This window comes from Roseateles sp. P5_E4 (genome assembly GCF_054049255.1).
Genome location: NZ_JBFUMS010000004.1, coordinates 181,361 through 204,829 on the forward strand (window position 1 = coordinate 181,361; position 23,469 = coordinate 204,829).

The following is a 23,469-nucleotide window of genomic DNA, read 5'->3' on the forward strand; positions in this document are numbered from 1 at the left end:
ACGGCATGACACTTCCTGAAAGAATTCAAGACCGGCCTCATAATCCTTTGGTCATTGGTTCAAGTCCAATACGGCCTACCAATAAAATCAAGGACTTATGTCACTTGTTTTAAAAGGTTCTTCCCTTCGGAAGAGTTTGTCTAGCCACTGTGTAGCCAAGCGTGCGGCGGATACAACATTGGGCTAGCGTGTGAGCGCACGGACTGAGCGTGATCGGGAGATCGTGCTGCCTGTCGAAGTTCTTTACGAATGATCGGGCTTGTGAGCGCAACGCATTCATAAGTCCTTGATCCGTAAGAAATTTTTGCCTAGGAGTGAAACTTGCTTGCAAGCTCGAACGCAGACGTCTGGCGGAGCAGGCGACCTAATCGGCTAGCTGGCGGGCAACCGTAGGCGCGCCGAGCTTGACCTTCCGTCGGATTGAGGTTGAGCGGCTAGAGGGGGCTGCTGTACATTCGCGCGCTTGATACGACTTGATACGTGTGATAGGGATGGTGCCATGTGCTAGGCACGGGTCAGATACAACAACAGAAGACGCTAATGACAACGAATGTGTTTTGCGAACATGGCCGAATGTTGGCGAGCGACTCACGCTGGTCGGTCCTGTCAGCCAACAACCTGCTGTTTTTCGTTGATGACACCGGCTTCGACAAGATCGAAGTCTTGACTCAGTGGGCGTTCGTTTTTGCCGGCGAAGGTATGGGCATCCAACGTTGGAAGGATTGGATTCGTTCCGCGCCTACCAGCGCTGCCGCAATGCCTGCTGTTGATGGTGTGGCAGTGTGTATCGTCGATACGGCGACAAACACGGTCCGCTTTGCGTTGAAGCAAGAGATCGTCCGAGATGGCGGGTATTTTGCGGGCTCGGGTGCTCTTCCGGCCTATTTGTGTTGGAGTACAAACAAGGACGCTCGTCGTGCTGTGGACAGCGCGAAAGGTGCAGATCGCTGCACGGGCGGAGAAGTCAAGTACTTCGATTGTGTTTTGAAAAATCACAACCTCTCAAATGCTGTTGTGACTATCGCGGAAGTAAATGAAGTGTTGCTTACCAGGGGATATGTTATGGACTTGAACAAGGGAACCCCTCCAGTTAAATTGGCGGAGTTCGCAGCGAACGAAAGCCACGTTAACGATATCAAAGCCAAGATCGCTTCTGGCGAGGTGAGCGTGCAGGCTCCCTGCGATCAAATGTACAATCGTTGGACAGAAGAAGAAACTGCAGAGTTGCAGTCGGTTCTGGCTGATGTATTCGGCTGGCAGTAGCCTAATGCAAACGAAAAAAAGCCCGCGTTTGCGGGCTTTTTTGTTTCTTCATGATGCTTGGGTTGACATCTTTTTGCTGAATTGGCGGCGAGTTTCGAATAATTCAATCCCCGGGGCTTCGTCAATTATTCCAAGCACTAAAGCCTCTTTGCACGAAAGAGTATGTTCACCATTAAAAAGTTCCCGCGCGACTAAGACGCACAACAGCCAAACTGCTTTAACAATAGGGGCTGCTGCCGACATCAATTCTTGCCTTTTTTCATCGCCCATATTTTCCCAAGAGTTAACAATATCTGGGGCAAAAAAGGTGTGCTTATGTCGCAGCATTAGCCGAAAGGCTGCAAACTGGTGAGAGGGGTCTTCGATGGTCTTTAGAACGGCAAAGTCCTTCATTGCAGCTTGAAAGTTGTTTCTTCCAATATTCTCGGTGGGCTGCAGGTGCCCGATCACGAGCAGGACTAAGAGGTCCAGGTCGTCTTCATTGGCCTTGGACCCGAACGGGTGTTCTGGCGGTGTTGAAGATATTTCGCCAAATATTTTTGAAAGCCCGTCAAGCCGCCCGAGTGTGCCAGACGCCAAATCACCGAATCGATCCATCTTTGTCCTGTGCATGATGGCCCCCCACATGTGCAACTTATTCATTGCATTCACAATGAGGCATTCGTTCTTCGGGTGCAAATAAGAAAATATGGTGGTGGCTAGACCGGCCAAGTCAAATTTGAAATCATCTGATTGGGGAAGTCTGCAGGCGTCGACGATTTCCCGAAAGGCATTTGCCTCCGATGGATTTCTTTTGACGGCTTCTTCTATTTTGAATTTGAGATCGATATACGCCCACATCCATCTATGAAACATGCTGTGAGCAATTTTCGTTGAGGCAATGTCGTTGCTGCGCTGTAGTTCCTGGGCGGCGGCAAGCGCTGTGGTTGGGGTTACGTCATCGAGAAGGCCGTATCTCACGTCATGGTAAAGCAGCTTTGATTCTTCCAAGCCAACAGCATAATTGCCTAAACACAGTAGCATCGCTGCTGCGCTAGAGACTCGATTGGTCGCTACCGTAATGGCGTCACATACATTTCCGTCTTGGTCTGGCCCTGTAATTAACCGCAAGATGGCTTCCATCGCTGCAACCGAACCACCATGGCTGTTTATGGCCACGGTGATCGGCTCATTGCTTTCTTTGCGCAATTGGAAAATATGCGGCAGCAGTTCATTTAAAAGGTCATCGTCAATTCTCTTGTTGATATAGACGCAGCGCGACCAATTTACGGTAAATGAGACTTCTGACATAAATTTTCCCTGGAAGGATTTGCCTTCGTTTGCATATTCTGACGCAAACAACCCACTAAGTCACTTGGGTTGTCGCTGGTGGCCTTCGATGTGTTGAAGGGGCATGCATCCCCGGTTTGCGATGTGCTTTCCCGACCTCTGGAACGCACAGGACGTACAGTTATTGACACGAGTTCGAGGCTGCGCCCGCTTCGCCGACCCAGCATCCTCAGCCAGTCCACGCGGCGGACGGGCGCCCGCTCAATCGTCCAGATGCGGCGCTCTGACTCGATCTGCCAGCGCCGCGCCTGCTGCGCAAGTCCGTCTGAATCGAAGTCATGAAGTCCCCTGGTTTCAACGCCGACGGGGCGCGGCTGCGCCGCGTCGGTGTAGCGGCCTAGCGTTCCCGTCTCACGCATCGTGAGCTTGATAGCCGCGCCGCGACCGCAGTCGGTGCCGCCTTGCGCGCGGCAGTTGGTCGCCGTTTCGTCGCCGTCGTGCTGAATCTGCTTGTTGGCCGCGCAGTGCAGGTGTGCCGGCGCATTGCCTGGAAGACTCTTGATGCGCCGCAGTTCGCGTCACACGCTCACAGGCGGGCCGCCGATCTGCTGGAACTGGCGGATGCGCCATGTGCTGCGCCAGGGCATCGACGCCCTGGCTCTTTCGGTCGCCGGGCGACCTTTCTAGATGCGCCGCCACCAACAGAAGTGATGAAGACCCGTGTGGGCACTCGCGCAATGATGACGCCGCATGGGCATTGCAACCTGCCCGCAGCCCCGCATTGGTTGCATACGGGAGACTTCCATGAAGCGCGCTTCCTTCGCGGCTCTTTGTCTGATCGCCTTCTTCTCTGGCCCATCTGCTGCCTGGGACCCGATTGGCGACATCACCCACCCTGAGCGCATCGTTCGCAATGTTGGGCGCGAACTTGACAACGCGGGGCGCGAGGTCGATCGCATTCGACTTGAGGCCCAAGCACAAGCTGGGGCACCTGCTTTTGAGCAATGGCTCAATCAATCAAGGAGCAATGCCAGCAACGGTGCAGCGCCGGTCCCGGCGCATATCCGCCAACAGCTGCAAGGCTTCTACGACAACGACATTCTGAATCGTGCTCGATTCAAGATTGGGGACGGAGGCGTCTTCAACCTAGCCAATTTGTCGATTCAGTACGGAGGCGCGGCGGCCGTCACACTTGTCGATGTGATCGTCTTTCAGAACGCGGGGGACGCATACAACAACGCAGCACTTTGGGCCCACGAACTCAAGCACGTACAGCAGTTCCGAGACTGGGGCGTTCGTGACTTCGCGATTCGATACCTGCGGAGCTGGAATGGTGTTGAGGGCGAAGCCTATGCGGCGGAAAACTCCTATCAAAGCTGGAGTAGCCAGATGGCACAAAGGAGCGCTCCTCAGTCGACACCGACTGCAATGGCGCAATCCGCCGTGGCGCGCGTGTGCGCGACGAATTTGGGCGTTTGTGGAATGGGGGTCGCTATACCTGTCGGCTCACAGTGCTATTGCCCGACGTTCAACGGACCAATTTGGGGCGTTGCACGGTAGGCGATGCTGGGTCCGGCCACCAAGGTGGCAATGTTTGTATGTGCGAAGCGGTGGGCCAGTAGGTGGTTCTGCCAAGCCCGATGAACTTAGGTGTTATTGCCCCGACTGCACGAAGCTGACCCTCAGCTTCCCATTCACCACCTTCACATCCCGCACGGCCATCTTCGCCAGCGCGCCCTTCGCCGTGCTCGCATCGATGGTGTAGACCGGACGAGCCTGCAGCTGTGCGTTGATCATCCCCGGTCCTTGCAACTTCACGATCGCGGCGTACTCCTCGGGCAAGCCGGCGAACTCCAGCGTCGTGATCCGCACGTCATCCAGGAAGAGCTGGCCCTCGGCCGGCACATAGCGCGGCCGGCCGGAGAAGCCGACGCGGCCGGTGCGCTCGCGGGTGCCCAGCACGACCTTGGCGTCGGCGGTGAGGCCGATGCGGTCCTCGCCCTCGGTCAGCACGACGACGGGGTTGGACAGGTCCAGGCAGGCGATGAGGAGCTTGCAGTGATGCGTCGGGAAGCGTGGCGCGATGCGGGCCTGCAGCTCGGCCTGTTCGATGTCGAGATGGCCGTCGGAGATGCGGCTCAAGACGGCACAGGTGGCCAGCGGCAGGACTGCGAGCAGGGTGACGGTGAGGGCAAGAAGGCGGCGGTTCATGACGTCAAAGGCTTCGAGGCGCCGCCGAGTTTGCCCTCGTCCGCCCAGAGGGAGCGTAAGTCGGTGTTCGCTCAAACGCGAATGCAAATGATTCGCATTTGAGTGCTAGCATGGCCGCTTATGCGTGCGTTACTGGTTCTCCTGCACCGCTGGTTCGGCCTGGCGGCGGCGGTTTTTCTGTTCATTGCCGGGCTGACCGGGGCGGTCATCGCCTTTGACCATGAGCTGGACGCCGCGCTGAATCCGCAGTTCTTCGAAGCCAATACCGCGGGGCCAGCCCGCCCGGCGCTGGAGCTTGCCGATGCGCTGGAGGCGGCCGACCCGCGACTGCGGGTGCGCTACCTCCCGTTGCAGGCGGAGGCCGGCCACTCGCTGCTGGCCATGGTCGACCCACTTGATCCTGAAAAACCGCTGGGCTTCAACCAGCTCGCCGTCGACCCCGCCACCGGCGCCGTGCAGGCCCGGCGGCAGTGGGGCGCCTTGTCGCTGTCGCGCGAGAACCTGCTGCCCTTCCTGTACGCGCTGCACTACAGCCTGCACCTGCCGGAGTCCGGCGGCATCGCCTGGGGCATCTGGCTGATGGGGCTGATCGGCCTGGTCTGGGTGTTGGACTGCTTTGTCGCGATCTACTTGTCATTTCCTAGCCGGCGCCAGTGGCGCAAGTCCTTCGCCTTCCGCTGGGCCAAGGGCGGCCATGCGCTGACTTTCGACCTGCATCGCAGCGGCGGCGTGTGGCTGTGGCTGCTGGTGCTGGTTGTGGCGCTGACTTCGGTGGCGATGAATCTGCGCCAGCAGGTCGTCGTGCCGCTGGTGTCGGCGGTGTCGCGCATCACGCCCAGTGCCTTCGAGACCCGCCAGCCGAGCGCCAAGCCCATCGCGCCGACGCTGACCCGCGCCCAGGCCCTGGCGGCCGCCCAGGGCCAAGCGCGCGAACGCGGGCTGAAGGCGCCGGCGGGCGGCATCTTCTACGCCGCGGAATACGGCGTCTACGGCGTCGGCTTCTTCCAGCCCGGCAATGACCACGGCGACGGCGGCCTCGGCAACCCCTGGATCTACATCGACGGCCGCGACGCCAGCCCGGCCGGCGCGCTGATCCCCGGCGAGGGCACGGCGGGCGACCTCTATCTGCAGGCCCAGTTCCCGATCCACTCCGGCCGAATCCTGGGCCTGCCCGGCCGCATCCTCGTTTCCGCATTGGGGCTGGCCATCGCCGTGCTTTCCGTCACCGGCGTGCTGATCTGGCTGCGCAAGGCACGCGCCCGCCGCCACGCACCCCAAGCGCCTTCCGCTCCCGCCCTGCGTCCTTCAGAAGCATGAAATCAAAGACCGTCCTGATCCTCTCCCCGCTGGCCCTGGCCACCGGCGCCGCCCTGGCCCAGCAGACCCCGGTGGAGGCCGCCGGCGCGACCCTGCCCACCGTGCGCGTGCAGGCCAAGGCCGCGGACGACGAGAAGAGCAGCAGCGGCGCCACCCGGCTGGAGATGACACTGCGCGAGACGCCGCAGTCCGTCACCGTCATCGGCCAGCAGCAGATCCGCGATTTCGGCCTCACCGACGTCAACAAGCTGCTGGACCTGACCCCGGGCGTGCTGGTCGAACGCGTCGAAACCGACCGCACCTATTTCAGCGCGCGCGGCTTCGACATTCAGAACTTCCAGGTCGACGGCCTCGGCCTGCCCTTTGCCAACGGCGCGCAATGGGGCGCGCTGGACACCGCCGCCTTCGAGCGCGTGGAGGTGTTGCGCGGCGCCACCGGCCTGCTCGCCGGCACGGGCAACCCGTCGGCCACCGTCAACTTCATCCGCAAGCGCGCCGACAGCAAGGCCTTCGCCGCCAGCGCCGCGCTGACGCTGGGTTCGTGGAACCAGCATCGCGTCGAAGCCGATGTGAGCGGCAGCCTGAATGCCGACGGCTCCCTGCGCGGCCGCTTCGTGCTCGCCGACGAAGACAAGGACAGCTGGCTTGACCGCTACAGCCAGCACCGCAGCCTCGGCTATGGCGTGCTGGAGCTGGACATCGGCCGCAACACGCTGCTGACCGTCGGCCTCAACGCCCAGCGCAGCAAGGCCGACAGCCCCATGTGGGGCGCGCTGCCGATGGTGGACAGCACCGGCAAACGCATCGACTACTCGCGCAACACCAGCTCGGCCGCCGACTGGGCCTGGTGGACCAACCGCGACACCGAAGCCTTTGCCGAACTGAGCCACGACCTCGGCGGCGGCTGGCAGACGCGCGCCACCGTCTCGCGGCGCAGCCGCAGCACGCCCAGCGAGCTCTTCTACGTCTACGGCACGCCCAACCCCGGCGGCGTGCCGGACAGCGGCCTGTACGCCTACCCATCGGCCTTCGACGGCAAATACGTGGACAGCGTCGCCGACGTCTACGTCTCCGGCCCGTTCAGCCTGTTCGGCCGTGAGCACCAGCTGATGCTTGGCCTCAACGGCGGCCGCCAGACGCTCAGCGAGCTCTCGCTCTATGCCGGCAACATCGGCGCGGCCGTGCCCGGCCTGCAGGGCTGGAACGGCGCCTTCCCCAAACCGGGCTTCGGCGCGTCGACCGACGGCTCCGACGTGTCGCGCCGCCGCGAGAGCGCCTACGCCGCCGCCCAGTTCAGCGTCAGCGACTCGCTCAAACTGGTCACTGGCTTCAATGCCACCCCCGTGCGCAACAGCGGCATTAGCTACGGCGTCGAGCAAGCCTACAGCCACAGCGCCGTCAAACCCTATCTCGGCGCCGTGCTGGACCTGGGCGCCAGCATCAGCGCCTACGCGAGCTATGCCGAGGTCTTCAACCCGCAGCTTGAAGCCGACATCAACCGCAAGCCGCTGGGCCCGCTGGAGGGCAGCAACCTCGAGGCCGGCATCAAGTCCGAATGGCTCGATGGCCAGCTCAACGCCAGCGCCGCCGTCTTTCGCACCCGCCAGCAGAACGTGCCGGTGCAGGCTGGCACCCGCCCCGACTTCAGCGCCTATTACGAGGGCATCACCGCCACCAGCACCGGCTATGAGCTGGAGCTGTCCGGCAAGCTGACGCCCGACTGGGGCATTGCCGGTGGCTGGACCCAGCTGCGCCTGAAGGGCAGCAGCGGCGACGACGTCAACCGCTACATCCCGCGCCGCGTGCTGCGCCTGAGTTCCACCTACCAACTGCTGCCCGAGCTCAAGCTCGGCGCCGCCGTGCGCTGGCAGAGCGAGATCAGCGACCCCGCCCAGGTCGTCAGGCAGAAGGCCTATGCCGTCGTCGACCTGAACGCCGGCTGGGAGTTCAACAAGCAGTGGAGCGCCGGCGTCGCCGTCAACAACGTGGCCGACACCACCTACCTCGGCAGCCTGAAATGGGACCAGGCCTACTACGCCGCACCGCGCAGCGTCAGCGCCACCTTGAGCTGGAAGTACTGACGATGTAGGGGGGGGGCCGCGCTGAGCGCATATCCATCTGCGCAAAGCGGCGTTCCCTCTTTGGCGTGCGGTGCCTAGAGTGCCGGGCAATGACACGCCTGCTCACCTTCCCCGACTCCCAGCACCAGGTGCTGTCGATCCGCGCCAAGGCGTTGGTGTTCGACGACCCGGCCTCGCGTGCGCTGCTGGCCCAGGCCGAGCGCGTGGCGGCGAGCGACGCCACCGTGCTGATCATTGGCGAGACCGGCACCGGCAAGGAGCTGATCGCCCGCCACATCCACAACAGCAGCGGCCGCCGCGGCCCCTTCCTGGCCGTGAACTGCGGCGCCTTCACCGAGCAGCTGGTCGAAGCCGAGCTCTTTGGCCATGAGGCCGGTGCCTACACGGGCGCCACCAGCGCGCGCGCCGGCTGGTTCGAGGCCGCCGCCGATGGCACGCTGTTCCTCGACGAGGTGGGCGACCTGCCGCCGTCCGTGCAGGTCAAGCTGCTGCGCGTGCTGCAGGAGCGCCAGGTCGTGCGCATCGGCTCGCGCAAGCCCATCGACGTGCGCGTGCGCCTCGTGGCCGCCACCAATGTGCGGCTGGAGCAGGCCGTGGCGGCCGGCCACTTTCGCGCCGACCTCTACTACCGCCTCAGCGTCGCCACGCTGCAACTCGCACCGCTGGCCCAGCGGCCGGGCGACATCCTGGCGCTGGCCGAGCACTTCATCGAGGTCTACAGCCGCCGCCTCGGGCTCACGCAGGTGCGCCTCAGCGCGGACGCGCGCGACGCACTGCTCGGCTACGCCTGGCCCGGCAATATCCGCGAGCTGGAAAACGTCATCCACTACGCGCTGATCATCTGCCGCGACCGCAGCATCGCCCGCGAGGACCTGCAATTGCATGCGGTTGCGCGGCCCGGGCCGGCGGTCGTTGCGCCGCCGGCGGAAGCGGTGGCCGAGGAGGTGCTGGAGCGCGTTTTCGATCGGCTCTTCGACGAGGCGCCCCAGGCGCTGCACGCGCGCGTCGAGTCCGCATTGGTCCGCGCCGCCTACCGCCACTGCCACCACAACCAGGTGCATACCGCGGCGCTGCTGGGCATCACGCGCAATGTGCTGCGCACGCACCTGAAGCGCCTGGGCCTGCTGGCGCCCGCGCGTAACGCCGCGCCGCAGCTCGCTCATGAGGCCATGCCCGCGCGCCTTCACGCCGCTGCATGAGCTAACGCGAAAAGCTTAGTTCGCGCCTCGCAGGGCGCTGCGCACACTGCCCCGGTCCCTCTGCTTTACTCCACACACGCCGATGAACGCCTCCATCTTTGCCCGTCGCGCCCTCGCCCCGCTCGCCCTGCTCCTCATCGCCAGCGCCGCCCATGCCCAGGGCGACAACCCCTATGGCGTCGGCGCCGTCTGGGAGAAGAGCGACGCGGTCACCAAGGTCGTGCTGTTCACGCTCGTCGCGATGAGCGCGGGCAGCTGGTACGTCATCATCACCAAGCTGCTGCAGCAGGCTCGCCTGGGCGTGCAGTCGCGTGCTGCGCAGCGGGATTTCTGGAGCGCCGGCACCGTCAAGGCGGGCGCCGAGAAGCTGTCGCCCAAGAGCCCGTACCGCTACATCGCCGAGGCGAGCCTGGAGGCCACGCAGCGCCACCACGGCCTGCGCGCCAAGGTCGACTTCGCTGACTGGGTGGACCTCTCCCTGCACCGCGCCACCGAGCGCGTGCAGCGCCAGCTCTCCACGGGCCTGAGCCTGCTGGCCACCGTCGGCTCCACCTCGCCCTTCGTCGGCCTGCTGGGCACGGTCTGGGGCATCTATCACGCGCTCACCGCCATCGGCGTGGCCGGCCAGGCCTCCATCGACAAGGTGGCCGGCCCGGTGGGCGAGGCGTTGATCATGACGGCCATCGGCTTGTTCGTCGCCGTGCCTGCGGTGCTGGGCTACAACGCGCTGCTGCGCCGCAATGCCCTGGTGCTGGACGACGTGCGCGACTTCTCCGGCGAGTTGCACTCGGTGCTGCTGGGTTCGGCCCACGAAGAGCCCGCCTCTGCCGAGCAGCCTGCCGGCCTGAGCCCCGCCCTGGCCTGAGCACTGCGCCATGGCCATCCAGATTGCGCAGGGTGCCGACGAGGCGGTCTCGTCCATCAACACGACGCCGCTCGTCGACGTCATGCTGGTGCTGCTCATCATCTTCCTCATCACCATCCCGGTCGTGAACTTTTCGGTGCCGGTGGAGCTGCCCAAGCAGCGCAACGAGGTGCGCGAGAGCGAGCCCAAGGACGTGGTCATCACCGTCTCACGCGATGGCAAGCTCTACTGGTTCGATGCACCCGTGGCCAGCAAGGACGCGCTGTTCGAGCGGCTCAAGGGCATCGCCCAGCAGCAGCCCCAGCCCGAGGTGCATGTGCGCGGTGACGCCGGCAGCGACTACGCCCCCGTGGGCCGAGTGCTGCTGGCCGCCCAGCGCGCCGGCATCGCCAAGGTGGGCTTCATCACCGAGCCGCCAGCGAGGGCGCTATGAGTGCGGGACCTCTGCGCAAGGCGGCCCGCGCGCGCCGCCAGGTCACGTCGGCGCTGCCGGTGCCCGACATCAACACCACGCCACTGATCGACGTGATGCTGGTGCTGCTGGTGATGCTCATCATCACCATCCCGGTACAGCTGCACAGCGTCAAGCTCAACCTGCCGATCGCGCCGCCCAGCGCGCCGCCGCCCACGCCGCCCGAGGTCGTGCGGCTGGACATCACGCCGGATGCCGTGCTGTGGAACGGCGAGGCCATCGCCGACCAGGTCTCGCTGCGCGAGCGCCTGGACGCCGCCGGCAAGCAGGCCACGCAGCCCGAGGTTCACGTGCGCCCGCAGCCCGGTGCCAAGTACGACAACTTCGCTGCCGTCATGACGGCGGCCCACCAGGCCGGGCTGACCAAGCTCGGCGTGACCGGCAGCGAGCAGTTTCTCGACGACTCGCAGTAGGAGAGATTCATGAGTGCAGTTCTTTCACCGGGTATCTCCGGCGGCCTGACGCTGGACGACACCCGCCCCGCGCCGCGCCGGCTCGTTGCGCCAGCGCCTTTGGCCACCACGGCACCGCTGCGCTCGCAGCTGAAGCCGCCGGCCGGCGCCAACCGCGGCACCGGCATCGCCCTGGTCGTCGGCCTGCACATCGTGCTGGGCTGGGGGCTGACGACGGGCCTGGCGTCCAAGGCCGTCGATGCGATCAAGAAGCCCATCGAGATGGCCCTGCTGCCCGAGGTGCTGCCGCCGCCACCACCCCCACCGCCGCCGCCCAAGGTCGTCAAGATCGAGCCGGTGCAGAAGGTCGCTCCGCCGCCGGCCTATGTGCCGCCGCCCGAGGTCGTGCCCGCCGTCGCGCCACCGCCCGCGCCCATCCAGGTCGTGCAGGCGCAGCCGCCGAAGGAAACGGTTGTCGTGGCGGCAGCACCCGCGCCTGTGCCCGCACCACCGCCGCCAGCAGCGCCCGCCGTCATCAAGCGCGAGATCAGCCTGGCCTGCCCAGGCTACGAGGCCGTGCTGGCCTCCGCGCTGGAAGAGGCCATCGACCGCGTCGGCCTCAAGGGCACGGTGCAGACGTTGATCAAGATCCGCGGCAACCAGGTCGTGGACGTGCTGCCGCAATCAGGCCCCAAGGAGTACCACAAGTACGTTCAGGCCGCCGTCAAGCGCATGCGCTGCACGGCCGGTGGTGCCGATGAGGTGCAGGTGTCCCTGCCCGTCATATTTTCCTGACACGACGGGCATGCAGTGCAACGCGGCGGCGCGCCAATGGGGCGCCGGCAGCCCAGCTAAAGAGGCTCAGTGGCGGTCTGCGCGCGCCGGCAGGGCGTCCATGCTGCCGGTATTCCCGGATGGAGTGGCGACAGCGTTTGCGTCGCTGGGCTCGAGGTCGCCGGCGCGCCGGTCACGCAGCACGGAGCGGGCCTCGTAGAGGCAGTCGGAACGCGACTGGATGGTGTTGCCGGACAGGCAATTGGCGCGTTCCTGTTGGTAGATTTCCGTGGCGCTCTGCGTTTGCGCGGTGATGGGCAACACGATCGCGACCACGGCCGCTGCGGCAACAACCGTGCGGACCGGCGTCTGCCATGAAGTGAATCGGCGGATGCTCATGACGTACTCCTGGTGGATCAGGCACTGATCGGGCTTCGCCAGCCCGGCAGTGCCGGTACCGTTGCTGGCTGGGAAGCGGGGCAATCCAAGTGCCGGCTGCGTCTGGCGCCGGGCAGATCTGGTGCTTTCCGGTTACTCGCGATGACTTGTTGACGCCTTTTGCCGCGGAGCCGCCTGACGACGTTGTTGACGTTCCAGGTCGCGACCCGCACGGCGTTACCGCTTGCTGGCTTTCAAGTGAGCCTCAACAGCCGCGGCGTCGTTGCCAACTGCCTTCACGGCCGCCTTGAGCTCGTCCGGCGTCACGCCGAACTTCGTGGCCCAGTCGCGCACCTCGTAGTCCTCGCTGAGGCTGATGCGGCTGCGGTCCTGGCCGCCGGTCTTGGTCTTGTCGTCTGACATGGAAGTCTCCTGGAATGCCCATGAAACCGCCATCGTGGTGCCGTTGGAGCGGGGCGCATGAAGGACAAGTACCCGCCGTGCTGCAAGCGTCGGCCTACGCCATGCAGAGTCCGCAGATTAGGGATGCGGCGGCGGGATGAGCCAGCGTCCTACAAGCCAGCTTGGATGGGGCGCCCAGGATGGCATTCGCTGCGACTGCCGGAGCGTGCCATGACCCAGAGTTTTGATCGGTCCCGGCTGGCCGAAATTGCCGAAGCGCCGCCGATGCCTCGGGTGGCTTTCCCAGGCCGGGAGGAGATCGCCGTCATGCGGCGAAGCCTGCGGCGGATACGGGAACTGTTGAAACGCAAAGGCCGTGAGTCGCGAGCGTCCCGCCGCGAGCGGGAGCCGGCCGCAGCGGCGCGCCGCCTGGTCTCGGTGGGCTGAAGCTTCGCGTTACCAGCGTTCGGCGGGAAACGTCGGCGCTTTCGGTGTGGTGCGGTCCTTGGCCAAACGTTCCAGGGTGCCGGGCTCCAGGCGGTCCCATCGAACCGCGTCTTCACCGCGCCGCGGCTCGGCCGTTTGAGCCGGGTTGCCCGGTATCGAGGCCGGCGCAACCGGCTGGGTTCGCGCGGGTGCACCCGCGACGGCGCTCGTTGCGACCGCGCAGCCTGCGAGCAGGCCAAGGGCAGAACCTGGGAGATCGAACTTCATTGCGGGCTCCTTCGCTGGGTGCGGGACAGGACACCAAAGCCGGGGAATGCGCGCGCCCAGAACGCCAGCTCGAAGATACCGCCGAGGGCCAGCAGGGCGGTGGCGCCGCTATCCAGCCCAATGCCATAGCAGGCCAGGGCGGCCAGCAAGAGGGCGGCGGTCACGAGGCGGTGTTTCATGGCATCCCGATGCAACGCTTGAGATGGCCATGCTAACGCGACGCCGCCTGCATGGCCGTCATCCAGCGTGAGTTGGCTGCCCACGACCAAGCGGGTAGAGTCAGCGGCGATTGCGGGAATCCAAGGGGCTTGCATGTTCCGTGGGCTCCCACTGATATCTGGCGCCAGGGAGGCGAACAGTTAGCCATGCAATATCTGCCCTCCAGCTACGCCCCGTGGGTGGTCGCTGCGTCGCTGCTGATCGCCAGCTTTGCGTCCTATGTTGCGCTTGATCTGGCCAAGCGGGTCCGCACCCGTGACCGCGGCGTCGCCGTGAATTGGTGGGTCGGCGGCTCGCTGGCGATGGGCACCGGCATCTGGTGCATGCACTTCGTGGGCATGCTTGCCTTCTCTCTGCCGATTCCGCTTGGCTATACCGTGGTGCTGACGGTGGCATCGTGGGTCGCCGGGGTCGCCGTGTCGGCCATCGCCCTGTTTGTCGCGAGCCAAGGCGAGCTCACCTGGCGCCGCCTGGCCGGTGGTGCCATCGCGATGGGGCTGGGCATCTGCGCGATGCACTACACCGGCATGGCGGCGCTCGACATGTCGCCCGGCATCGTCTGGAATCTGCTGCTGGTCGCGGCATCGGCGCTGATCGCGATCGCTGCGTCGGCGGCGGCGTTGTTGATCTTCTTCTGGCTGCGCAAGATGGGGGAGAGGCGCGGCATGGTCTTCCAGCCCCTGGCCGCGCTGGTGATGGGCATCGCCATTTGCGGCATGCACTACACGGGCATGGCGGCGGCTAGTTTTCCGGCCGGCACCGTCTGCCTGAGCGCTGACGCGTTGGCAGGCCCGCAGCTCGGGATGATGGTGTCGGTGTCATCCGTCGCGTTGCTGGCGATGACCTTGTTCACTTCGACCCTCGACGCCCGCATGCGCAGCTCGCTGAAGGTCGCGAACGTGAAGCTGGAAACGGCCAACGAGGAGCTGCGCCGGCGTGCCTTCCAGGATCCGCTCACCGGCCTGCCCAATCGCATGCTGTTCGAGGACCGCCTGACCCACGCGCTGCAGCGCCATGCGCGCAACGGCGAGCAGATCTCGGAGCGCAATGCCGGCAAGGTGGCCGTGCTGTTTGTCGACCTGGACGGCTTCAAGCCGGTCAACGACTCGCTCGGCCATGCCGCCGGCGATGCGGTGCTGAGGGAGGTTGCCGTGCGCCTGCGTTCAGCGGCCCGCGACGCCGACACGGTGGCGCGCATCGGTGGCGACGAGTTCGTTCTGCTGATGGAGGACGTCAGCAGCCTGGTGGACTGCGTCAGCCTCGCCCGCCGCCTGATCGAGGCACTGGCGGCACCTCTGGAGATCGGCGGCCGCCGGGTCGCCTTGTCTGGATCGGTTGGCATCGCCGCCTACCCTGATCACGGTGACGGCGACAAGCTGGTCATGCATGCGGACGCCGCGATGTACACCGCCAAACGCGCCGGGGGCAGCACCTATGCGCTGTACGAGGCGCATATGGACGAAGGTGCGCAGGAGCAGCTCAATCTGCTGAACGACCTTCGCCATGCCATCGAGCATGAGCAACTGCAGCTCTATTACCAACCCAAGATCGATGGCCAGCATGGCCAGATCCGCGGTGTCGAAGCCCTGCTGCGCTGGAATCATCCGGAGCGCGGCCTGCTGGCCCCGGGTCTGTTCATCCCTCTCGCAGAGCGCTTCGGCCTCATCAACGGCCTTGGCAGCTGGGTCATCGAAGAGGCCTGCCGGCAGATGCGCGCCTGGGCCGAGATCGGGCTGCACATGCGCGTGGCGATCAACCTGTCGGTGCATCAACTGCGCGAGGAAGACCTGGCGGCGCGGATCGAAGCGGCCCTTTCCAGGAACTTGGTCGAACCCTCCCAACTGCTTTGCGAAATCACCGAGTCCGTCGCGATGGAGGATCTCAAAAGCACGCAGCGCGCGTTCGAGGAGTTGGCCCGGATCGGCGTGTTTCTCTCCATCGACGATTTCGGGACCGGCTATTCCAGCCTCAGCTATCTGCGCCAGCTGCCCGCCCGCCAGCTCAAGATCGATCGCAGCTTCGTTGCCGACGTTGAGACCAGCAGCGACGCCAAGGCCATCGTCAGCGCCGTCATCCAGTTGGCCCATGAGCTGGGGTTGCGCGTCGTCGCCGAGGGTGTGGAGACCAAGGGGCAACGCGACATCCTGCTGGCGCTGCACTGCGACGAACTGCAGGGCTATTTCCTGGCGCGGCCCATGGCGGCCGAGACGCTGCAGGCCTGGACCGAAGGGCAAAAGCCCGCTGGCACGGCTGATTTCTCACCCTCTGTATTGGGTGGTCATCTCATGATGGAGGCCGGGGCCCTGGGCGCGATGGGCTTGCAGGACAACACGGCGACGCCGTTCTGACGGCAACCGGGCAGTGCGGCCTCAGGCGTCGAGCAGCGTGTTCAAGATCTCCAGGCAGGCCTGGGCGGTCCGGTTGTCGGCGTCCTGTTCCTCATGCCATGCAGAGACGGAGACGGCGACGATGTTGTACGCGCGCAGGGCGCCAAAGAAGTCGGCCATGTCCGCGGCGCTGGGACCGCGCTGGACGTGGTATTTGAGCGCAGGCATATGGGCCGGGTCGTCGATGATGTCGGTGTCCCAGTGCAGGTAGATGCGCTCCTGCGGTTGCAGGTGTGCCAGCACTTCGTCGAGCGGGCAGCGCAGGATCTGGGAGCCGAGCAGGGCTTCGCGCTCGCCGGGGTCGAGATCGCGGGCATCGGCGAGAACGATTTGCTGTTGTGGGTAAGCCTGCACGCCGATGGTGGCCAGGCAGGCGCGTGCCGCCTGGCTGCGCGGGTCGAGATCGTGGTCGACCCGTCCGACGAACAGGGCCAGGGGCATGCCGCCGATGTACTGGGTCTGGCTGCTGGACCAGGTGTGGAAGTCGCCATGGGCATCCAGCCAGAGCACACGCTCGGGCGGCTGGCCGGCTTGCTGCAGCCCGGCCAGTAGCCCCAAGCTGGAGACACAGTCGCCGGCGAGGCTGACTGGCCGGCAGCCACTGCGGGCCAGCGTGGCGACACGCGCAGCCAGCAGGGCGTAGAGGTGCCCCAAGCTGTCCAGCTTGGCGATGGGATCGTCGATCCGCGTCGCATGCTGCCGTGCCGGTGCCAGCACTTCCCAGGGATGGCGGTCGATGTCAAGCACGCGGCGCAGGCCGTCGCGGCGCTGGCCCATCAGGTAGGGCAGCAGAAGCCTTGCATTCACAGCCATCTGTCGGGCTCCATGGGATAGCCAAGCCTGTCCATCATCTCGCGCACCTCGGTCCGCTGAGCCAGGTCCAGCAGCAAGGCGCTTCTTTTGTGCCAGCGTTTGGAGCTCGGTGGTTCGGTGGCCATCTTGATGGGCAGCGCATCTGGCGGGGCCATGGCGGGCAGGCCCAGATGGTCGGTGATCAACCGCAGCGTTGCGATGGGGTTGTCGACGAAGTCTTCAAAAGACACGCGCAGGGTGCAGACGCCGCTTTGCAGGATGGCTTCGTGGATGGAGTACCACTGGTTCAGGCACACCTCTTCCAGCTTCGCCCGGGTGAACTGGCGCCAGTTGGGTGGCAGGTCGAACTTCCACCACTTGCGGCCGAAAGCCACGGTGTCGGAATAGCCGGGGATGGCGAGTTCGCAGCCGATCTTGCTGAGGTCGTGGGAGAAGAATCCCAGCGGGTAGAGCCAGCCGTCCATCAGGCCGTTGATGGACTGCGCGAAACCCCGGGTCAGATGGATGTAGCTCACCTCGGCGTTGGGGAACAACTGCTCGTACATGCCGATGCGGTAGGCGTCGGACGGCGCCTTGAACAGCAGCACCGATTCCCGCACATCGGCCGAGCCGAAGGGCCGCCGCTTGAGCGTGGGTACCACGAAGGGAGGCTCCTCGATTTTCAAGGGTTCGTCGAAGTGCCGGCCGTCGCCGCGGTTGGCCTTGCCGTCGTAGTAGCTGATCCGCCAAGGCTCGTCGCTGAACACGGTGGAGAGCACAAGTTCCTGGAGCTCGGTTTCGCTGCGACGCTCGCCGCCTTCGAACTGGCCCAAGGCCGCCTCCAGCGACTGTTCCAGGCGCCGCTCGGCAGCGGTGTCCAGGAAACGCGACGGGAACTGCAGCAGGAGCCGGTTCTTCCACTTCCTGAGCAGCAGCTCGGTATCGAGGAGGTCCGCCGAGGCAAAGGAAACCTCGTCCAGAATGTTGCTGCTCAATTCCTCGACATTGGCCACCCGCTCGATGCCATCGCTGTCGGAGTTCTGATTGAAGCCGTTGCCCGACAAGGCCAGCAACGGGTCCAGTTCCCCATCCAGTGAAGCGATGCTCGGATGCAGGGCCAGGGCCTCCTTGAAGAGGCTGGATCCGCCGCGCGAGCCGCACAGGATGACGGCCACCCTGCGGACCCCCGTTCTCAGGCCTGAGCGCGGGACGGCGCGGCGCGCCTTGATGGCCAGTAGCAGGCTGTCCATGGGGGGGGCGATGCGTCAGGTTCCTGGAATCGATCAGGCCCAGGTCATCTCGTAGACGAAGAACTGCTGGCGCCCGGTTTCGTCCGTGGCTTCGCTGGCCAGCTCCCTGGTCTGCAGGCCCGCTGTTTGCGCCAGGCGCTTCATGGCCTCGATTTCGCCGAAGTTGGACTGTACGAAATAGATGCGCCCCTTGGGCTTCAAATGCCGGCCCACGCCTTCGAAGAAGCGCGTGTTGGTCTTGAAATCGGTGTCCCACTGGGACATGGCCACCACATCGTGCGCCGGCTTGTTTCGAAACGGCAGGTTGGCGGTGATGACATCGAACTGCTCGTCGCCCAGCGCCTCGAACAAATTGGACTGCAGCACCGTCATGATCCCGGCAAAGCCGTGCGTCTGGGCGTTGTGGGTGGCGCTTTGGATGGCCGCCGGGTTGATGTCCACGCCCACCACCCGCCCGGCGCCCTGATAGCAGGCAAAGATGCCGATGACGCCCGAGCCGGTACCCACGTCCAGCACGGTTTCGCCTGGCGCGACCGTGAAATTCCTGACCAGCGGCAGGCTGTCGGCGAAGGGCCAGAAGGTGTCGGGGTAGACCAGGAACTCCTTGTCCAGATAGCGGACTTTGCGGCCTTCCGGCGGCACGGATTTGAAGAGTTGCTGCCGCTGTGCCTGCCACTGGTCTGTGTAGCTCGTCAGGTCCATCTGCCACCTCCAGGGCCAAAGCATTGCCAGATTTGCTTGAACTGGCAACGGAGAAATCTCCTATGCCGCAGTTTGGACAAGTTAGGTCATACGTCACGCAACAGGCCTTGCAAGACGCTAGCCGTGCCCGTACTCTTCGTTCAAACGAGCTTAGACAACACACTTAACCCGTTATCCATGTGGCCTACATGGCCTTGGCGTGGTGGGTGCGGGAGGACCAAATGAGCGCTCCGACCCCGGCGGGTCGCGGTCTGAACCGCCGTCTGAATCGCCGTCATCTGGCAGGCCTGGCCTCACTCGCCGTGCTTGCCACGGCGTTTGGCCTGAGCCGGCGCCGGTCCGGCCCGCCCTTGGCGCCCGAGCGGCTCTCGATTGCGCTTCCCCAGGCGCCGCATGCCGGTCTTATTCACATCGCCGCGGCACGGGGCTTCTTCGATGAACGCGGCTTGGCGGTGACGGTGCTGCCGCAAACCCATGGCAAAGCTGCGCTGGCCGAGCTCCTGCGAGGCGGCGCGGACCTCGCCGCCGCGGCCGACGTGCCCATCGTCATCGAGGTGCTCAAAGGTGCGCCGCTGAGCATGGCGGCGGCGGTGGCGAGCGCCTCCAACGAACTGGCCGTGCTGGCGCGTCGCGACCGCGAAATCAGCTCACCGGCCGGCCTGCAGGGGCGCCGGGTGGGCGTCACCCTCGGTACCAGCGGCGAATACTTCCTGTGGGCCTTCATGGTGCGCCATCGCCTGGCCCCGCAGTCGCTGATCCTCGTGGACCTGCCGCCAACCCGCCTGATCGCCGCGCTGCGCGACGGCAGCGTGGACGCCATCGCCGCCTGGCAGCCGGTCCGGCATGAAGCCGAACTGGCCCTGGGCAGCGCCATCATCTCGTTCAGTGCCCCCGATGCCTATGCCCAGAACTACGTGCTTGTCGGCCGCAGTGAATTCATGTCTACCCGCGGCGAGGCTTTGCGCCGACTGCTGCTGGCCCTGCTGGATGCCGAGCGTTTCGTGCAGCTCGACCCCCAGCAGGCGAAGACGCTGCTGGCGGCACGCCTGAAGCTCGACCCCGAGGCGCTCGAGCCGGCCTGGCAGGCCCTGGATCTGGAGGTCGATCAGCAGCAGGCCCAGTTGGTCACGCTTGAAGACGTGGCGGGCTGGGCGATGGCGCGCGGTTATGCGCCCACGCAGCCGATGCCGAACTTCCTGTCCCATCTGAGCCTCGACGCCTTGCTGGCCGCGAGCCCGGGGCGGGTGACGGTGGTGCGATGAAGATCAGCAGCAAGGCCCGGATCGCCGCAGCGCTGATGTTCGGCGCCATGGTGCTGATCGCCGCCAGCATCGGCTGGGCGAACACCCAGGTCAGTGCCGCTGTCAAGCAGCGCCGCCACAGCGCCGCGATCGCCAGCGCGCTCAACGACATCCGCATGGTCACCTTCGAATACCTGCTCAACCGTCGCGAACGCGCCCGATTGCAGGAACAGGCGGTCTGGCAGCGTCTTGAAGGCCTGCTTGCATTGCCGACCGGCCTTGACGATGCCGCAGCCAGGACACTGGCCGAGCTGCGCGCCAACGGCGAGGCCAGCCACCGCTTGTTCGGCGAAGTTGTGCCCACGCGAGCCGCCGGTGGCGTCGCCGACGAGGTCCAGCAGCGCTTCGAGGTCCAGATCTCCAGCCGGCTGCTGATCCTGCAGCAAAGAAGCCTCGTCGACGCGGCCAAGCTGATTGACGATGCGGGCGTTCGTATCGACGAGACGCAACAGCGAGTGGTCCTCGTGACGGCCGCGGGACTGGTGTTGATGGCGCTGATCACGGGGGCTGCCGTCTGGATGTTCCGGCGCGACGTGCTCCGCCCGATCGCGCGGCTCGAGCAGGCCACACGCGAGGTGGCCGCCGGCAACTGGTCGTTCGAGCTCGATGTCGGCAGCGCCGATGAACTCGGCGAGATGGCGCGCCACTTTGACGCGATGACGCGCGCGCTGCGGGATTCCTTTGGCCAGCTCGAGCTCAGCAATCGGGAACTCGTCTCGCTGAACAATGAGCTCGAGTCATTCAGCTACTCGGTCTCGCACGACCTGCGCAGCCCCCTTCGCAGCATGGATGGCTTCTCGCTGGCTTTGATCGAGGACTATGGCGATCAGCTCGACGACGAGGCCCGTGACAGCCTGCAGCGCATCCGCGCCGCCAGCCAGCGCATGGGTCGCCTGATCGACGAGCTGCTGGGCCTGGCGCGGGTGACGCGAGCCGAGCTGCGCATTCAGGAGGTGGACATCAGCACCATGGTCCACGAGATGGCGGCCACACTGGCCCGGAGTCAACCCGAGCGCCAGGTGCGCTGGGAGATCGACGAGGGCATCAGGGTGCAGGCCGACCGGGAGCTGATCCACATCGCGCTGCAGAACCTCCTCGAAAACGCCTGGAAATTCACGGGCAAGACCGCCGACGCCGTCATTCGCGTGGGTATGCGCCATGAAGGCAGGGACCGGATCTGTTTTGTTGCCGACAACGGTGCAGGCTTCGACATGGCCTACGCCGATCGCCTGTTCGGCGCCTTCCAGCGCCTTCACCACGAAAGCGATTTCCCGGGCACCGGCGTCGGCCTGGCGATTGTTCAGCGTGTGCTGCGCCGCCATGGCTGGCCGTTATGGGCCCAGGCCAGCCTCGGCAGTGGCGCCACATTCTTCTTCCGTATCCTGGAGCAAACCGATGAGCGACGAGAGCAAGGTCATCCTGCTGGTTGAAGACAACCCGGACGATGTCGCGCTGACGCTGCGCGCATTCAAGCGCAGCCATCTGATGAATCCGCTGGTTGTCGCCCGTGACGGCGTGGAAGCGCTCGATTTCCTGTTTGCGCGTGGTGCCCATGCCCATCGTGCTGAGGCGGCGCTGCCAACACTGATCATCCTCGACTTGAAGCTGCCCCGACTGGATGGGCTTGGCGTGCTCAAGGCGATGCGCGCCGACTCCCGCACGGCGTTGCTTCCGGCAGTGATCCTGACCTCGTCGAAGGAGGAGCAGGACATCGTTTCGGGCTACAAGCTGGGCGCCAACAGCTATGTGCGCAAGCCCGTCGACTTCACCGAGTTTCTCGAGGCGGTCAAGGTGCTCGGTATCTACTGGCTCGCACTCAACCAATTGCCGCCGCGGCCGGCGTCGTCATGAATCAACGGCCGATCAGGGTTCTTGCCGTCGAGGACTCGGAAAACGACGCCCGCCTGGCGATGCGCCTGCTGCGCCGCGCAGGCTTCGCGCCTGATTTCCACCGGGTCCAGGATCTGGCGGCGCTGCAGTCAGCCCTTGTCCAGGGCCCGTGGGATGCGGTGATCTCCGACTTCAGCATGCCGGGCTTCAGCGGCCTGGAAGCGCTCACCACCTTCCGCGCGAGCGGTCTGGACATCCCCTTCATCTTTGTCTCCGGCACCATCGGCGAGGAAACGGCCGTGGTCGCGATGAAGGCCGGTGCCAACGACTATGTGATGAAGGACAACATGAGTCGGCTTGCGCCGGTGCTCGAGCGCGAGCTCGTCCAGGCCGCTCGCCGGGCCGCGCATCGAGAGGCGGAGGCCGAGTTGAGACGCTTCGAGGCACAGCTCGGCGAGGCGCAAAAGATGGAATCCCTCGGGACGCTCGCAGGCGGCATCGCCCACGACTTCAACAACATCCTTGGCGCGATCCTCGGCAATGTCGAACTCGCGCGAGGTGAACTCGAGGCCGACCATCCCGCGCTGACGATGTTGGGCGAGATCCAGAAGGCCGGCCTGCGCGCACGCGACCTTGTTCGTCAGATCCTGACCTTCAGCCGCCGCCAGCCGCAGCAATTGCGCAACGTCGCGCTGCGGCCGATCGTCGATGAGACCTACGGCTTGCTGCGCGTGACGCTGCCAGCTGGCGCTGAACTCGAATTGAGCCTGAGCGATGAGCCTCTGCATGTCGATGGCGACGCCACTCAGCTGCAGCAGGTGCTGATGAATCTGAGCACGAATGCCTGGCATGCGTTGCGTGGTGAGGTCGGCAAGATCGTCATCGGCCTTGAGGCGGTGCATCTGGACGCAGCCACAGCCCGGGCATTGTCGGGGCTGGTTGCCGGTCCCTATGCCCATCTATGGGTGAGCGATACGGGCATGGGCATGGACGCCGCAACACGCGAGCGGATCTTCGAGCCCTTCTTCACGACCAAGCCGACGGGTCAGGGCACGGGCCTGGGCTTGTCGGTCGTCCATGGCATCGTCGTTGCGCACCAGGGCAGCATTGCCGTGGACAGCGCCCCCGGCCAGGGCTGCACCTTCCACCTCTACCTGCCTGCCGTCAATCCGCCGCTGCCGTCGATGAGCATCGAGCGCATGTCGGATGCGCCGTCCCTCGGGCATGGCGAACACGTGATCTACCTGGACGACGATGAGACCGTCGTGCTGGTCGTCGTGCGCCTGCTGGAGCGTGCCGGCTACCGCTGCAGCGGCTTCACCGAGGCAGCCGCTGCGCTTGCGGCCCTCGGCGACGCACCCGATGCAGTGGACTTGTTCGTGACCGACTACAACATGCCTGTCCGTTCAGGCCTCGACGTCGCACGCGAGATCGCCTCCCTCCGCCCTGGGTTGCCTGTGGTGATCAGCTCAGGCCTGATCACCGACGAATTGCGCGAACAAGCGACGGCCGCGGGTGTGCGCGCCGTGCTTGAAAAGGAAGACACCTTCCGCGACCTGACCGCACTGGTTGGGAGGCTCCTGGCCGCGGCCAGGTGAGATTTTGCGCAGAACGCATGGATGTCCCGGTGATGACCCTAGGCGGGGCCGGG

At 64.9% G+C, this 23,469-nt stretch carries 24 protein-coding genes; 15 read left to right on the forward strand and 9 right to left on the reverse strand.

The window, feature by feature from the left end; all coding sequences use genetic code 11:
* Positions 1-540 precede the first annotated feature (540 nt).
* Positions 541-1,263: a hypothetical protein gene (locus tag ACXJLH_RS09970; RefSeq protein WP_457443808.1), complete on the forward strand. Its 723-nt coding sequence runs from the start codon at positions 541-543 to the stop codon at positions 1,261-1,263.
* A 48-nt stretch (positions 1,264-1,311) separates the two neighbouring features.
* Here the strand turns inward: ACXJLH_RS09970 and ACXJLH_RS09975 are convergent, their stop codons facing one another.
* The gene (locus ACXJLH_RS09975) at positions 1,312-2,553 is read right to left on the reverse strand and encodes an ATP-dependent Clp protease proteolytic subunit (protein WP_457443810.1); all 1,242 of its coding nucleotides are present in this window, start codon (positions 2,551-2,553) and stop codon (positions 1,312-1,314) included.
* 783 nt (positions 2,554-3,336) lie between these two features.
* On the opposite strand from ACXJLH_RS09975, the gene ACXJLH_RS09980 reads away from it, so the two are divergent.
* Complete coding sequence (locus tag ACXJLH_RS09980; RefSeq protein ID WP_457443812.1) at positions 3,337-4,092, forward strand: eCIS core domain-containing protein; 756 nt, start codon at positions 3,337-3,339, stop codon at positions 4,090-4,092.
* Between the two features lie 93 nt (positions 4,093-4,185).
* On the opposite strand, the gene ACXJLH_RS09985 is transcribed toward ACXJLH_RS09980, so the two are convergent.
* Positions 4,186-4,743 carry a DUF1439 domain-containing protein gene (locus tag ACXJLH_RS09985; RefSeq protein WP_457443814.1) on the reverse strand — a complete coding sequence of 186 codons (558 nt, stop codon included), beginning with the start codon at positions 4,741-4,743 and terminating at the stop codon, positions 4,186-4,188.
* A 120-nt stretch (positions 4,744-4,863) separates the two neighbouring features.
* Here ACXJLH_RS09985 and ACXJLH_RS09990 point away from each other — a divergent pair, with 120 nt between their 5' ends.
* From ACXJLH_RS09990 to ACXJLH_RS10020, 7 genes are all read left to right on the forward strand, one after another.
* Positions 4,864-6,060, forward strand: coding sequence for a PepSY-associated TM helix domain-containing protein (locus tag ACXJLH_RS09990; RefSeq protein WP_457443816.1), 1,197 nt, complete (start codon positions 4,864-4,866; stop codon positions 6,058-6,060).
* Complete coding sequence (locus ACXJLH_RS09995; RefSeq protein WP_457443818.1) at positions 6,057-8,141, forward strand: TonB-dependent siderophore receptor; 2,085 nt, start codon at positions 6,057-6,059, stop codon at positions 8,139-8,141. Before ACXJLH_RS09990 ends, ACXJLH_RS09995 begins: the two co-directional genes overlap by 4 nt.
* 89 nt (positions 8,142-8,230) lie before the next feature.
* Complete coding sequence (locus ACXJLH_RS10000; RefSeq protein WP_457443820.1) at positions 8,231-9,340, forward strand: sigma-54 interaction domain-containing protein; 1,110 nt, start codon at positions 8,231-8,233, stop codon at positions 9,338-9,340.
* An 82-nt stretch (positions 9,341-9,422) separates the two neighbouring features.
* A complete protein-coding gene (locus tag ACXJLH_RS10005) occupies positions 9,423-10,205 on the forward strand; it encodes a MotA/TolQ/ExbB proton channel family protein (protein ID WP_457443822.1) in 783 nt (260 codons plus the stop codon).
* 10 nt (positions 10,206-10,215) lie between these two features.
* Entirely contained in the window at positions 10,216-10,638 is a 423-nt protein-coding gene (locus ACXJLH_RS10010) for an ExbD/TolR family protein (RefSeq protein ID WP_056193856.1), read from the forward strand.
* On the forward strand, positions 10,635-11,090 hold the full coding sequence (locus ACXJLH_RS10015) for an ExbD/TolR family protein (RefSeq protein WP_457390825.1): 456 nt from the start codon (positions 10,635-10,637) through the stop codon (positions 11,088-11,090). The genes ACXJLH_RS10010 and ACXJLH_RS10015 overlap by 4 nt, the downstream gene beginning before the upstream one ends.
* 9 nt (positions 11,091-11,099) lie before the next feature.
* On the forward strand, positions 11,100-11,864 hold the full coding sequence (locus tag ACXJLH_RS10020; RefSeq protein ID WP_457443824.1) for an energy transducer TonB: 765 nt from the start codon (positions 11,100-11,102) through the stop codon (positions 11,862-11,864).
* A 66-nt stretch (positions 11,865-11,930) separates the two neighbouring features.
* On the opposite strand, the gene ACXJLH_RS10025 is transcribed toward ACXJLH_RS10020, so the two are convergent.
* On the reverse strand, positions 11,931-12,242 hold the full coding sequence (locus ACXJLH_RS10025) for a hypothetical protein (protein ID WP_457443825.1): 312 nt from the start codon (positions 12,240-12,242) through the stop codon (positions 11,931-11,933).
* Positions 12,243-12,458: 216 nt separating this feature from the next.
* On the reverse strand, positions 12,459-12,644 hold the full coding sequence (locus ACXJLH_RS10030; protein WP_457325052.1) for a DUF3606 domain-containing protein: 186 nt from the start codon (positions 12,642-12,644) through the stop codon (positions 12,459-12,461).
* A 210-nt stretch (positions 12,645-12,854) separates the two neighbouring features.
* On the opposite strand from ACXJLH_RS10030, the gene ACXJLH_RS10035 reads away from it, so the two are divergent.
* Positions 12,855-13,070, forward strand: a complete 216-nt coding sequence (locus ACXJLH_RS10035) for a hypothetical protein (RefSeq protein WP_157281209.1) — start codon at positions 12,855-12,857, stop codon at positions 13,068-13,070.
* A gap of 9 nt (positions 13,071-13,079) precedes the next feature.
* On the opposite strand, the gene ACXJLH_RS10040 is transcribed toward ACXJLH_RS10035, so the two are convergent.
* Positions 13,080-13,337, reverse strand: a complete 258-nt coding sequence (locus tag ACXJLH_RS10040; RefSeq protein WP_457390818.1) for a hypothetical protein — start codon at positions 13,335-13,337, stop codon at positions 13,080-13,082.
* Complete coding sequence (locus tag ACXJLH_RS10045; protein ID WP_056193870.1) at positions 13,334-13,516, reverse strand: hypothetical protein; 183 nt, start codon at positions 13,514-13,516, stop codon at positions 13,334-13,336. Before ACXJLH_RS10045 ends, ACXJLH_RS10040 begins: the two co-directional genes overlap by 4 nt.
* A gap of 186 nt (positions 13,517-13,702) precedes the next feature.
* Between ACXJLH_RS10045 and ACXJLH_RS10050 the strand changes: the two genes are divergently transcribed.
* Positions 13,703-15,904 carry a putative bifunctional diguanylate cyclase/phosphodiesterase gene (locus tag ACXJLH_RS10050; RefSeq protein WP_457443827.1) on the forward strand — a complete coding sequence of 734 codons (2,202 nt, stop codon included), beginning with the start codon at positions 13,703-13,705 and terminating at the stop codon, positions 15,902-15,904.
* A gap of 21 nt (positions 15,905-15,925) precedes the next feature.
* Here ACXJLH_RS10050 and ACXJLH_RS10055 read toward each other — a convergent pair whose 3' ends face one another.
* From ACXJLH_RS10055 to ACXJLH_RS10065, 3 genes are read right to left on the reverse strand one after another with little or no spacing between them, the layout of a single operon-like run.
* A complete protein-coding gene (locus ACXJLH_RS10055; protein ID WP_457443829.1) occupies positions 15,926-16,756 on the reverse strand; it encodes an arginase family protein in 831 nt (276 codons plus the stop codon).
* Positions 16,747-17,985, reverse strand: coding sequence for a hypothetical protein (locus tag ACXJLH_RS10060; RefSeq protein ID WP_457443831.1), 1,239 nt, complete (start codon positions 17,983-17,985; stop codon positions 16,747-16,749). Before ACXJLH_RS10060 ends, ACXJLH_RS10055 begins: the two co-directional genes overlap by 10 nt.
* A gap of 33 nt (positions 17,986-18,018) precedes the next feature.
* Entirely contained in the window at positions 18,019-18,687 is a 669-nt protein-coding gene (locus ACXJLH_RS10065) for a methyltransferase (RefSeq protein WP_457443833.1), read from the reverse strand.
* Positions 18,688-18,908: 221 nt separating this feature from the next.
* Between ACXJLH_RS10065 and ACXJLH_RS10070 the strand changes: the two genes are divergently transcribed.
* From ACXJLH_RS10070 to ACXJLH_RS10085, 4 genes are read left to right on the forward strand one after another with little or no spacing between them, the layout of a single operon-like run.
* Complete coding sequence (locus tag ACXJLH_RS10070; protein WP_457324601.1) at positions 18,909-19,949, forward strand: ABC transporter substrate-binding protein; 1,041 nt, start codon at positions 18,909-18,911, stop codon at positions 19,947-19,949.
* Positions 19,950-19,996: 47 nt separating this feature from the next.
* On the forward strand, positions 19,997-21,418 hold the full coding sequence (locus ACXJLH_RS10075) for a sensor histidine kinase (protein ID WP_457443834.1): 1,422 nt from the start codon (positions 19,997-19,999) through the stop codon (positions 21,416-21,418).
* On the forward strand, positions 21,384-21,839 hold the full coding sequence (locus tag ACXJLH_RS10080; protein WP_457443836.1) for a response regulator: 456 nt from the start codon (positions 21,384-21,386) through the stop codon (positions 21,837-21,839). The genes ACXJLH_RS10075 and ACXJLH_RS10080 overlap by 35 nt, the downstream gene beginning before the upstream one ends.
* A complete protein-coding gene (locus tag ACXJLH_RS10085) occupies positions 21,836-23,416 on the forward strand; it encodes a hybrid sensor histidine kinase/response regulator (RefSeq protein ID WP_056193889.1) in 1,581 nt (526 codons plus the stop codon). The genes ACXJLH_RS10080 and ACXJLH_RS10085 overlap by 4 nt, the downstream gene beginning before the upstream one ends.
* The last annotated feature ends 53 nt before the right edge of the window (positions 23,417-23,469 follow it).